Annotated in this window: 8 protein-coding genes and 1 pseudogene; 1 reads left to right on the top strand and 8 read right to left on the bottom strand. The window is 59.7% G+C overall.

What is annotated here, in order from left to right:
* Positions 1 to 343 precede the first annotated feature (343 nt).
* Complete coding sequence (locus GY725_12550; GenBank protein ID MCP4005015.1) at positions 344 to 796, top strand: hemerythrin domain-containing protein; 453 nt, start codon at positions 344 to 346, stop codon at positions 794 to 796.
* A gap of 193 nt (positions 797 to 989) precedes the next feature.
* Here the strand turns inward: GY725_12550 and GY725_12545 are convergent.
* The 8 genes and pseudogenes from GY725_12545 to GY725_12510 all read right to left on the bottom strand — a co-directional run bounded on the left by GY725_12545 (position 990) and on the right by GY725_12510 (position 12,023).
* Positions 990 to 1,199: pseudogene (locus GY725_12545) on the bottom strand (IS30 family transposase).
* A 489-nt stretch (positions 1,200 to 1,688) separates the two neighbouring features.
* Positions 1,689 to 2,840, bottom strand: coding sequence for an alpha/beta hydrolase (locus GY725_12540; GenBank protein MCP4005014.1), 1,152 nt, complete (start codon positions 2,838 to 2,840; stop codon positions 1,689 to 1,691).
* Positions 2,841 to 2,930: 90 nt separating this feature from the next.
* Positions 2,931 to 5,066 carry an ATP-grasp domain-containing protein gene (locus GY725_12535; protein ID MCP4005013.1) on the bottom strand — a complete coding sequence of 712 codons (2,136 nt, stop codon included), beginning with the start codon at positions 5,064 to 5,066 and terminating at the stop codon, positions 2,931 to 2,933.
* 101 nt (positions 5,067 to 5,167) lie between these two features.
* Positions 5,168 to 6,016, bottom strand: a complete 849-nt coding sequence (locus GY725_12530) for a cyanophycinase (protein MCP4005012.1) — start codon at positions 6,014 to 6,016, stop codon at positions 5,168 to 5,170.
* Complete coding sequence (locus GY725_12525; GenBank protein ID MCP4005011.1) at positions 6,003 to 8,003, bottom strand: hypothetical protein; 2,001 nt, start codon at positions 8,001 to 8,003, stop codon at positions 6,003 to 6,005. Before GY725_12525 ends, GY725_12530 begins: the two co-directional genes overlap by 14 nt.
* A 1-nt stretch (position 8,004) precedes the next feature.
* Positions 8,005 to 9,921 carry an HlyD family efflux transporter periplasmic adaptor subunit gene (locus GY725_12520; protein ID MCP4005010.1) on the bottom strand — a complete coding sequence of 639 codons (1,917 nt, stop codon included), beginning with the start codon at positions 9,919 to 9,921 and terminating at the stop codon, positions 8,005 to 8,007.
* Positions 9,922 to 10,051: 130 nt separating this feature from the next.
* A complete protein-coding gene (locus tag GY725_12515) occupies positions 10,052 to 10,909 on the bottom strand; it encodes a hypothetical protein (protein ID MCP4005009.1) in 858 nt (285 codons plus the stop codon).
* The gene (locus GY725_12510) at positions 10,893 to 12,023 is read right to left on the bottom strand and encodes a DUF1611 domain-containing protein (GenBank protein ID MCP4005008.1); all 1,131 of its coding nucleotides are present in this window, start codon (positions 12,021 to 12,023) and stop codon (positions 10,893 to 10,895) included. The genes GY725_12515 and GY725_12510 overlap by 17 nt, the downstream gene beginning before the upstream one ends.
* Positions 12,024 to 12,330: the final 307 nt, after the last annotated feature.

The raw sequence follows: 12,330 nt of genomic DNA, 5'->3' as shown, positions 1-12,330 counted from the left end.
TCCTTCTTCGACGCGTGTCGGTACCGCTCCGACACGACCCTGACCAGTTCTCGCTTTGCCTTGATGTCGATCCTTGCTGCCATGGTCGTCTCCCCGTCTGTTGCCACTTTTCGGTAGCAAGTTCGGTGAGGCAACGGCCCCCTTCCGGGTAGCAATCGAGCTGAGTCAATGCGACCGGCAGAAGTAATTGTCGTTGATCACGTTCCGAGAAGGCAGGTGTGGCTTGAATGAAACGAACTACTGGGAGAAACTGGGTTGGCCCGTCGGACGTTATCCGACTCGGCCGCGCTTTGGGGGCGCAGTTTCCGAATAGTAGTTCGCCAGTTCGAAGTCGGAGGTTCTTGTGAAACGAATACTCGAGCTGCGCGACCTTTCGGACGATCACCACACTGGCCTTGTGCTAGCTCGGCGGTGCAAGCTAGCTGGCCGTCCGAACTCCGCCGTGTCCCATGAGGTGGTGTGGAAGCAAGTCGTCGAAGCGTTCGCAGACCATCTCGAGCCGCACTTCCTGATTGAAGAACAACACCTCCTGCCCGCGCTCGAAGCGATCAGTGAGTCTTCGCTCGTCAATCGGATTCGTGAGGATCACAGTGCTCTTCGCGCCTTGCGAGATGCTGAGTCCCCCGTCCTGGCCACGGTCCAGCGGTTCGGTGAGCTCCTCGAGTCGCACATTCGGTTCGAAGAACGCCAGGTGTTCCAGCCTACTCAAGAGCGCCTACCGGCGAGTGCCCTCAAGGCCATCGCCGCGGCTTGCCAGGGCAGCACGCGGAGCCGTCCGGCTTCGTCGGGGCAGTAGCACTGCGCTGGCTGACATGCCGTTGCAGCCGATCGGTTAGAACTCAGTTCGAATGGATCCGTGGTGCCCTGCGTAGATCCCAGATCCACGTCGCTGCCTGGCCGGGCCAGCATCAGGGCCTCCCGCGCCACAAATTCTTACCCAGGGCCTTCGCTTCCCAGGTGTCCACGGTTTCGGGGGCGGTCTCATTAGGTCATCGCAACAGTTCTGCATGCTTCTTTGATGGTTTCATCCATCCAAGAGTTTGTCGAGGTCGGTCGTTGAGCATGTGCGCGACCTTGTCGAGATGACTCTGACTATGAACCGCCAGGTCAGTTCCTTTCGGGAAGTACTGTCGAAGTAGGCCATTGTTGTTCTCATTGCTGCCTCATTGCCAGGGGCTTCGCAGATCACAGAAGTAGACATCGACTCCGGTCGTCGCGGTCAAGCGCCCGCGCTCATCGCGCAGCGAACGCGCACGCTGGAAGCCGCATGGGCGGCTCATCCTGAACGCTTCGTCCGAGGCACCCCGAAGCCCAGTCCGCTTCCCTAAGCGCTCTGGATCAACCCGCCCGAATCATCAACGACAGGAGGAATTGCTCAGTAGATCAAACAATCGAGTGTCTCATCGGCGTTGACAGGTTCCGCTCAGCCGCCTTCAGGATCCCAATGATCTGTTCTTCAACAAATGCGTTCGCTTCATCTCGCCTCCGCCTGACTTCCAATCGGGAGTCTAACTCAGAGGCTTGTGCCGGTATAAAAGGGCGAGCTACATCGCTTCACCGACAGCTCGGACTCTCCTCGATAGAACGATGTGTTCACGTTGGAGAGCGGGGAATCTCGGAGACAATGGTCGATCTCTACCAGATATTTGACAGGCGACTGACCCACAAAGGACTCTTCCAATAGGCTGTTAGCGGATCGCTTCGATCAGTGGGCGGGTGCAAGCTTTGTTGGCAGGGCCGAAGTCGAAAAGATGCCGGAGACCGCAGTCGGATCGGAACATACGCCGCGCCGAATGGCCTGTGTTAGGCACGAAGTCGAATCGATGTCGGTCCAGGATCTCCTTGCCGAATTGCCTCAGGATGTGATTTAGATAGATCTCGCCGCGCTCGCGCCGGTGATGTCCCTGAAGCATCGCCGCGCAGCCTACAGCCAATGACGATTGCTTGGGGTCGCTGTCGTTCCAGCCGAGCAGGGTCACCACGCGTCTGGATCGGTAGCGCTGCTTCAGTACCGGCGCTCCCACCCCACCCATATACCGGTTGAGGTTCTGGAGCCCGTAGTGGTAGTCGTCGTAGTCTGGGCAGTTCGCGGAGTCTGGGACGAAAAACGAGTCGGGGGTGCCCTCTCTCGCTCGTTCCGATGAGAAGTACAGGTAGGAAGAAGGATTTGCCACGACGTAACGGAAGGACAAGTCCGGTCGGGACTCCGCGAGCTTCGCTTCCGCCGCGCCTCCAGCGGCATAGCGGTTCGTGAACTGGCCGCCTGCTGAGTGTCCCACGACGACGATTTTGCGAACCCGTGGAAATGCGTGGCGATCTCCGAGGCGCAGAAGGATCCGGTCCAACACCCCGAACGAACTGATTCTGAATGGACGGGCATTGCCGCCAGTACTCCTCGAGGTATTCCCCTTCTTCCAACCACTGCTCGCCCAGTAGAGCAGCTTGTCCTGCAGCGAGTGTCTTTCGATGTCGCTCTCTGCAAGAAACTGAGGTGCGATGATGGCGGTCGTAAGATTGGCATTGTTAGCCCGAACGCCGGCATCGACGGCATAGGAGTAGTAATCATCGGCGTTGCGATTGATTCCGTGTACTACGACGACGGCGAGGGTTGCGTTCGCGTCACCCACGGCCAGATCGACACTTGCACAATAGGGCAGCTCGAGGCTTCCGTGAGCGCTGTGTACGGCAAATCGCATCTCGCAGACCACGTCGACTGCCGAATTCGCGGGTCCGCCTGTGACCAGCCCGAAAAGAACGAGGCCGCAGAGCACGATTGTGGATTTCGTCCTCGCGATCCCGAGAACTCCGATGCAACGTACGCCCACCTTCTGGCCTCGCATCTTGCCCTCTCCTTCTTGAAACACAGACACCGTTCGCTAGCGCCGTCCGCAAGCGTGCGGACCATTCGCCGGTTCCCGGCTTGCCCCTCGCTATTCGCGCTGTCTACCCCGGGCTCGCCTGAGGCACTCCCCGATCTCGGTCGAACTCATTTCCAGGCTGAGAAGGATCGCTATCGCAAAGGCCGCCTGGCGGGGAGAGGTTTCGAGCAGTGGTTCGACCGAAGCAAGATCTCGGGTGGAGATCCTTTCTACTCGACCGTCCCGGTAGATGGAGATATCGGCCTGGGAAGAAGCGGTGGTTGTCCCTTCCGCGACTTCGCTGGGAGTCGCGGTCACGAGCAGTTCGACTCCGCGATCCAGGTGGGAACGTACGGTCATCGGACTCGGGTTGTTCAGAACGAAGCACTTGGGCAATTGCGTCTGTGAGGCGAGATCCAGACCGTCAGGCTCGTCGGCGTCGATCACGAGTGTGCCATGGGTGGCACTCGCGAGAAGTTGCAGTGCGTTGGTGCGGTATTCCGCCGGTACGTCCTCGGAAGCCCGAAAGGCGCCGATCAACACACCGACTGAGCACCTCGAATACCCGAGCCCGTGGGCCATCAGTGCATCCGGAGTCGTTTGCAGAACTGCACCATCCGCAACGGGGTCGAGAAACGCTCGCCGAGCTGCAGCCACTGGATCGTGGGACCCGGCTCTTGGCGTCGTGGATGCCTGAGGATTCGAGGTCGCAATCGTGTGTCCCGTCAGTTCCAGAAACCGACGCACGATCTGGATGACGGGCTCCTCATTCTCCTGGGCGACGATGGTGACCGTTCGGAAGGACTCGTTCTCGCGAGCGGGGAAGAGCATATCGAGCAATGGGCCAATCACGTCACGAGGTTTCCCGACTGCGGGCCAGATGTGCTTCCGTAGGCCGGGTTTGGTGTTGATCTCACAGATCACGCCTCCGGATTCCGAGAGAGGGCGAGACAGATCCATCGAAAGGATGTCGACTCCTGCGATGTCCGTCCCCAATGCAATCGCCGCACGCTCGGCAACGCGCAGATTCTCCGGGTGGATTTCGTCCGTGATGTCGACCGCAGTACCTCCACTCGAAGTGTTGGCAACCGCACGCAGATCGATGTGGGTTCCGGCTTGCGGTATTGAGTCTGGTGCCACGCCCTGACGCTCGAGCACGCGTATGGCGGCATCGTCGATAGTAAGTGCGGTCCAGGCCCCCTGCTGTCCTGAACGCCGCCGGGGGTCGTCATTGGCGGCGGCGGCAAGCTCTCTGATCGTGCTTCGACCATCGCCTTCGACGTGTGCCGGTATGCGCATTGACGCGGCGACAGCCTTGCCGTTGATTACGAGCAGGCGGTGATCCTTTCCACCGATCAACTCTTCTACCAGGATCCCTCTGCCCTGTTTCTGTGCAATCTTGCAGGCCGCGACGGCCTCCTTCGCATCGCGGACGCCAATGCTGACACCACGCCCGAGGCTTCCCTTGTTCGGTTTGATCACGACCGGGTAGCCAATTCTATTCGCGGCCGCGATCGCTTGCCGATGTCCTCGTACGAGTTCTGAACGCGCAACCGGGAGTCCCGCACCGATCAGTAGCTGCTTCGCGATGTGCTTGTTCGCCGAAAACACGGAGCTGAGGTGAGTCAACCGGCTGGTACTCGAACCATAGATGCGCTGGCGAAAGCGCCCCTGGCCCAGCTGAAACAGTCGATGAGCGAGAGGTAGTACCTCGATGCCCCGCTTCCTGGCGGCTCGCATGACTTCCCGATCCTGAATCGGCAGTGTCATCGCAGAGGCCTGCCGGTGGAACTCACCGATTTGTACCCGCAACTCTCGTCGAATCCTCGAGTTACGAACTCTGCCCAGCCGTCGTGTCAACCGGAACGCAAGCCTCCCGGCCAATAGTCCGACCTCCGGGTCTTCGTATTCAAAGACCGCGACCGGACTGTGTTCATCGCCGATTGGGCGAGCCGTTTCCAGTTCAACCCCAAGGGATCGCTGAAGAAAGGTAGCGACCCAGGCCACCAATGAACCGATATCCCACTCGGTCGGGCCGTCGTCGACGGTTCCCAGCGCCGCGACAAGGGTGCTGCGAAGACGTTTCCCGATCTGCTCCACGTTGCGTTTGCTCGCTTCCTCAATCGACACGTTGAGTTGAAACCGGAACACAGGACGTTCGCTGTAGATGTTGTGCATATGGAACTGTTCTACTGCTTCAATCTTCATCTTCCGACTCTTCTTCTCTTCGGTTCATGCTGCCGACACGGATTCCGAGTGTTCCCATCCGGCGTGCACGATCAAAAACCCTCACGGAAGGCAGATCTGTTCTAGACCACAGTTTCGCTGGCCATAGGCTCTGCCGCGGGTCGTTCGACGCGCCGCTCGGCAAGCCCGTAGCTCCATCCTTCGGTCAGGACATGCAGGTGCATTCCCGCGAAGGCAACAGGCGACTCCTCCGGTACGATGTCGATATTCGAGTATTCGAGTTGCGAACCGTCGATGATCGTCAGCGACCCGCTCCCGAAGACATTCACACGATTCTCTTGATCGAGTTCGAATGCCGTGTCCTCGTCGAGGCCAAAGCCGAGCATTGCGGGGTTCAAGAGAACGGCGGCGATCAGCCGACCAAGCCGGTCTCTTTCTCGGAAGTGCTGATCAACGATCACCTGAGGCAACAACGCAAAGCCGGCCGACATATGGACCGCCGCGAGCCGGGCCGCCGAGCGCGCCCTACCCCTGGCGATCATCACAGCACTCATCGCCGATGCTCCAGCACTGGTTCCGGCCAGATGAAGCCCTCGGTGGTATCGCTCACGCAACAGGGACTCTACGGTCGTACCACCCAAGAGCGTGACTAGCCTGAGCTGGTTTCCACCGGCAAGAAAGACGCCGTCGGCACGGTTCAACGCTTCGAGCAACACGGGATCAGAAGCTTGGGACCGATGGTCTTGATGGAGAAAGGACACGTCTTCAACGCCGAGTTCGCCGAATGCTCTGCGATACTCGGCGACACGTACTTCAGGTTTCGAGGACGCAGTCGTCAGTACCACCAGGCGCGCCACAGGACCGCCGCAGGCCTGCACGAATCGGTCGAGCACGACCATCTGCCCGCTCCGAGCTTCTCGTCCACCGATTGCGAACAGATGCCCTCGCGAGAGACTGCTATCCCGCGACAAGGCCTCTCTCCCTCTCGTGCTTCTGACCGTTCTCTTGTGGCACGATTGCCAGTGCGGGCACTCTCACTCCCTCGCTATACCGCTCACGAGTAACTTTGATGATCTTGTCGATCAACTCGTCGAACGTGTAACCCGCAGCTTCCGCAGCAAGCTCGAATGCACCGCCCGACTCGAGAACGCCGAGTGCGTCCACTTCGACCACAAAAGGCTTGCCCGATCTCGAGATACGGATGTTGACCAACGCATAGTCCCGGCACTTGCACGCTTCAAACGCTGCAACTGCGGCCGCTCGAATGAGACGGTCGAGGTCATCGGGAAGTGAAGGAGGGCAAGCTCGCTCTTCGCGATCGGGACCGGCCTCGATCAGCGGAAGGCAACGCGGTGGATTGTTGCCGATCAGCGCGACCAGAATCTCACGCCCACTGATGTAGGGCTCGACGACGGGCTGCTGACCATCGCGGCGGGACACCATTCGGATGCCCTCTTCGAGTTGTCCTCGGTCCTTGGCGATTCGAAGCTTATAGCGTAGAGCGTGGCGCGGTTTGACGATCACTGGATAGCTAAGCGCATTCGGGATCTCGTCGGGGTTTTCTATCACCCGACGTTCCGGCGTCCAGACACCCGCCTTCTGAAGCAGTTCGCCGGAAGTGATCTTGTCGAGTGCAATGAAGTGTCCGTGAGGAGTTGGGCCGGTGTAGGCGACACCCGACATCTCGAGCATCGCGGGAACGTGCACGGAAGGTATTTCCCCCTGAATACCGTGAGAGAGGTTGAGGACAATCCCTCCGGGCTCACCCGTAGGTGGATGCTCGGGGAGGAAACCATCCAGTTTCGAGAGTAGAGATGTGTCGCCCTCGACGGTCTTCACCATGTGCCCGTTCGCTTCGAGTGCAGCAACGATCCTGCGGATCGAGCGGCGCCCGTAGCCGTTCTTGCTCGGCGGTCCCATGTGGGCGATGACGCCGTTCATCTTGTGGTTTCGGACGACAGCCACACGCAGCCGCGTATCGGGAGTGAGGATGCGTGGAACTACCATGCCGCTCAGTCGAGCATCCCAGTCCTGGCAAATCCGCAGATCCAGAAACTCCGAGATCAAGAAGATCGCGACGAGTTCGACGAGCAGCAGCTCGGGAAATTGCATCGCGACCTCGCCAAGGACCGAAAACTGGCCGAGCCCCGCGAGCACCAGGGCGACAACGATCGTCATTCCCGTGCGCCAAACCCCGCTGAAGACGCTGTCGCGGTCCATCGTCTTCGCAATACCCTCCGCCAAGAGTCCTAGCACGATCACGGGAAAGAACGCGACGCGCCACAACACATCAGAGTGCAGCCAGGGCGCGGCCGTCAGCGCGATGATCAAGATCAGGACCGCGATGCTCATGATCACCGATACGCGAGCGACATAGGGGAGTTTGATGCGCACGAGCGTTGGGCGGACTCCGAGCACGATGGCTGCAACAACGGCAATCAGGATCAGGCTTGGGACAATCCCGCTTTCTTGAAATGCCACGGAGATCAAGATTGCGCGAAATCCGATGACGTGCAGTCCAAAGGTAAGACGCGCAATCACGATCAACATTGCACCGGTAGGAAGCAAGAGCATGTAGAGGATACTCGAGCGATCGGCCGCGGGGATGTTCTTTAGCGAGAGCACCTGGTTCAGATCGTGGCCGATCGTCGGCAGCAATGATCCGCTCATCCCCGGGTGGAGGACGCCGGGCAGCGCGGAGATCCGTACGGCCACGATGAGTAACGGGACGATCGCGATCGACAAGAGAATAGCCAGCTCACCGCGGGTCAGGTTGCCCTTGGGCCGCAACCAACCCGCACGCCATCCCGTGGTCGGGGTGAGCTTGGGTGTTTCTGTCAGATACGATCGCAGCTGCGCAGCACTCTGCACAATGGCACGGCGAACTGCGGTGAGGTGGCCGGATCTATTTGCCTGGATGTTGCGCGATTGCTCACGCTGCCCGAATGGAGAGTCCATATCAGTGACCCTTCTTGCGAATTCCGACCGACGCCGAAAGCCCAGGAAACAGGAGCGCGTCTGAGTCTTCGAGTTGGATCCGAACTGCGATCATGGGCTCGTCGCGCATACGGTTGCCACGGGGCTGAGGCACAGCCGAATCCGGAAGCTCGAAATCAGTCGAGACGCTGATCGTCTCCACCGTGCCGATGAACTCCCTCCCTGGATAGGAATTGAACGAAATACTGGCTGAACTCCCGACCTCGAGATCTCCCAGTTCGCGTTCATCGACCCACGCTTCCACCCAGGTATCGCCACCGAGCCAAAGCGAAAGGATGGGTTGCCCAGCGACCGTGACTCCACCGGGCTCTACGATGCGCTGCACCACGGCACCGTCATCGGGTGCACGAAGAACCGAGCCGTCTAGGTTTGCCTCCGCAACTGCGAGTTCTGCTCGATAGGCCGCAATGCCCGATTTGAGGACGGCGATTCGCTTTCTTCGCACTGCCAACCCCTGGGACTCGATTTCGACGAGTTCCTGTGAAGCCAACGCAGCCTTTCGTCCGGCCCGGGAGGCTCCGACGAGGGCGCTCGCGGTTCGAAACTCGGTCTTGGCTGTATTCACGACTTCCTGCGCGACCGCGCCTTGCGCAGACAACGACTGCCGGACCATGAGCCGTCGCCGTGCTTCCTCTTTGCGACTCTCACTCACCCGTACGCCCGCCTCTGCGGCCGATAGTCTCGCCGCGACTTCGCGCAGCGCTCCCGCCAGACGCAACTCTTCATTCTCGATTGCGAGCAACTCCACCTCCAGCTCGCGCATAGACTTCTCTAGGTAGGAGGTGGCTTGTCTCACCTTGGCTTTGAACTGGCGGTCCTGTAGGCGTGCGATGATCTGGCCGGCTTCGACGTGATCGCCAACATCCACCAGGATGCTCTCGACAACCCCGTTCACACGAACACCCACCTTTGCAATAGGGCCACGCACGACTGCGTCCTGCGACACCACGTTGTCGAGCCGATAGTGCGCCCACAAGACGAGTGGTGCCAGCAAGGCGCAGATCCCCGCAGATACGACGGCAGGGAGCACCATTCGTCGCAGACGCCTCCGTTTGGTTTCCTCTTCGACCTGTTCCAAAAGCGGCGTCTCGGCGTCGGCCGACCCCTCCGCTCCTTCGGGCTCGCCTGTGAAGACCAGCGCGTCCTGCCCAGGTGCGAGTCCGAAGAGCGCTTCGAAGACTCGGTCGGGCAGTGCAGCTTGCTCGAGGAAGCCCTTGAACGACACGGTCTCGACCTCGACTTCGTGGCGGATGACGAGTGATTCGAGCCCTCTGCGGGCTGCAGCGGCAGACATGGCTGCGACCCAGTTGTGCCCGTTCCTTCCGCCACCTGACCTCCCAGAACGTCCTACCCGTTCGAGTGGGCGATTGGTGGCCGCAACGTCATTCTGCTTGGCTTCCAGCAACGTTATCGGCACGGTCAGAAACTTCTCAGGCTCGAACTGGAGGTCCGGACGTCCGGGGCCTGCGCTGATGCCTCGAGGGAAACGTCGTTCAGGATTTGGAAATGTGTAGGTTTCCGCGGCTGCCAGTACTGCTCCTGCTACTCGGGTCGAATGGGCCAAGGTGTATCGCAATGCAAACCGGCCCCCAGCGCCAAAGCCAAAGAGATGGAAGCGCTGTGTCGATGAACCGGTAAGGGACGCTACCTCTTCGAGAATCGAATCGAGAGTGGCGTCTGTAAACGTGCCTAGCACACTGGACTCCCGGCTGGGTCCGAGCCGCTGGTAGTTCGGATGCCGATCTGCCGCGAAGTGAGGTGCGACCAGAATTACTCCATAGCGATCGCAAACTCCCTGGAACGCGATTGCGATTTCCTGGGCGTTTCGCGATGTGTCATGGACCGCGACGAAGACGGGTGCAGAGGCATCGGCATCCACTGGTCGATAGACGAAATAGTCTTGCCCAGAATCGTTCCGGCAAGTCCGATGCAGAACGTCGCCATCGGCGAGAGGTTCGCTCCCGTCGGTCTCCAAGTCCCTTAGTACGGTTGTTTCAGAGGCCAGGTGATTACCCTTCGATCGCGGCAGAATTGACAAGTGGGGCGCCGAATAGGATCTCGAAGACCTTGTCTCCCAATCCACCCCGCAGGATTGATCGTCTGAAGGAATGGTCACAATTCGGGATTTCGATGCAGTTGACTAAGGACTCGAGATGGTGGGCTCCGGCGGATTCCTTCATTGCGGCGACAAAACTGTGAGCACGTTCGACACGATTCGTTCCCTGTTCACGGTCGAGCCGCTCTCCCCTGCGAAGTCCACTCGAGCCCGTGTCGTCCACCCCGACCAGGACCGTCATGGGAACGCACAAGAACTCTTCGGCATCGAATATCAGACCGGGAAGCTTCTTGCTCGGCCGAGTTCCGTACGGAAAACGCCTGTTGGGACTGGGCATCGTGTACCAGCCCGCGGCAGCGAAGACCGCGCTTGCGACCCGATGGGGGTGTGCCATGGCGTACCGATGAGCAAACTGCGCCCCGCCGGAGAAGCCAAAGAGATAGAACTGCTCCGCCGCCCATCCCGAAACTTGTGCGACGTCGGCGAGGATCATGTTCAGGGCAAGATCCGCGCGCTTGCCCTGTCCTATCCGCCCCAGGCGTTGATAGTCGCGGTGCTGCTCTTCGGAAAAGAAGGGTACGACGAGAATCGTACCGTACATCTCGCTATAGGCGGAAAGCAACCTTGCGTGTTCATGCGCGTTTCGGGAAACGCCGTGCACCGAGACGACGAGCGGCGGCTCGGCTCCTGCCGAACTCGGCGTGTAGAGCAGGTACTCCTGCCCTGGATCCGCCTGCAGAATTCGATGCAGGAGGCGGTTCTTCTGTGGCCTCGCGCTCCGAGCCACCTGGAACTCACCCTGCGATGGCACCTGCGCTCCCAGCGTCTACCTCCTGTTCATCGATCCAGGCGAGAATGCCGCGGGCCACAGCAGCCTCTGCCAGTTCCTCTCGGCTGTACGTCGGTAGTCCCGTCGCGGTCGTGGCCTCCTCACACTGAAGTGGCCCTGCGGTGAGGACTCCCGACAAGCCCACTACGGGTAGATCGTATTCCCTCAACCGATTGACTCCCGCTACCGCACCCATCGAATCGCGTGCAGTAAAGAGAACCGCGCTCGTGACCGCCCTGAACACCTCTGACTGGAGCAACGCAGCCGTTTCGTCCTGCAACAGGCCGTCCGCCACCTCGAGAATGATCGCGTCGACACCGGACTTTGCCAAGTGTGCGACAAGCGTATGGCAGACCCGCTCGACATCCTTCGCCTCTAACCGGTAGGTCGAAGTGTATCCGGCATCGGTGAAGTCGAGCACCGGATCGGCACCTGCATCCTTCAATAGCCATGTGTCTCCGCCGGCGCCGGTGCCGGTTACCTTCGCGTAGCCGACTCGTTGACCGGCTTCGACCATCCCGCGTACCAGAAATGCAGCTGCGTCGGTCTTTCCAGCATCCATCGCCGTGCCCACGACTGCGATTGTCGGAGGCCATCGGTTGGTGAAGCACGTGACTTCTTCAAGGGCATATTCCTGAAGATTGACACGCTTCCCGTCCGGTCGAAATAGCACTCCAACCGGTGTGATTTCTGTTGGCCCGCGCGAGATGCGATTGTGCCACGAGAGTGCTTTCCCTGCGACGCCACCACCGGCGACGAGTTGGCACGGACCTAGCGTTCTTGGGACGATTGCTTCGAACTGGCTGGATGCATAGCGGTTTCCATACGCGACCACGATCTCATCACCCGAAAACAGACTCTTCCTCCGTCCACATCGCAGCTGAAGGCCACGGTGATGGCCGAGAACATCCACACGAGCGAGCACCAAGTCTCCTGCGCGGGGTGTCATCTTCTTGTTGTAGATCTGGTAAGTCTCGTTGCGTGGAACCCGTCGCGTCGTGAACGCCCACGCCGCATTGCAAAGCCTCTCCTCCGTAAACAGTGACTCTCCAGGTGAACGGTCCTGTTTGCTACCCCGAATAGGTGAATTGATCATTAGGCGACCCGTCTCCGTCAAGTACTGCTTCTCAGTGCGTTGCTGATGGCATTGCTACAGCGGCTAGCCCGGCCATTGTTGCAAATGCAAACGCGATTCGTAGTGAACACTACCACAACAGAACAGCCGAGTTCGCCCACTTGCGTCGGGCTCGATTGCAAGCGACGGCACCACGCCGTGCGCAACGCACTACTGTCGATCTGAAATGCGTTGCAGAGACTTGGTGATAGAGTAAGTGTTGCGCAATGGAGATCGCCGTGTGCGGGAGCTATGCGGCAGACACAATCGTGGCGCGTCCTGTTGCATG

Source organism: bacterium (genome assembly GCA_024226335.1).
Lineage (GTDB): Bacteria > Myxococcota_A > UBA9160 > SZUA-336 > SZUA-336 > JAAELY01.
The sequence above is the reverse complement of the archived record's forward strand: the minus strand, read 5'-3'. Positions and strand labels throughout refer to the sequence as shown.

Coding starts and splice junctions, on each gene's coding strand:
- GY725_12535 (MCP4005013.1), bottom strand. CDS start 5,066: ATGAAGATTGAAGCAGTAGAACAGTTCCATATGCACAACATCTACAGC.
- GY725_12510 (MCP4005008.1), bottom strand. CDS start 12,023: ATGATCAATTCACCTATTCGGGGTAGCAAACAGGACCGTTCACCTGGA.
- GY725_12540 (MCP4005014.1), bottom strand. CDS start 2,840: ATGCGAGGCCAGAAGGTGGGCGTACGTTGCATCGGAGTTCTCGGGATC.
- GY725_12525 (MCP4005011.1), bottom strand. CDS start 8,003: ATGGACTCTCCATTCGGGCAGCGTGAGCAATCGCGCAACATCCAGGCA.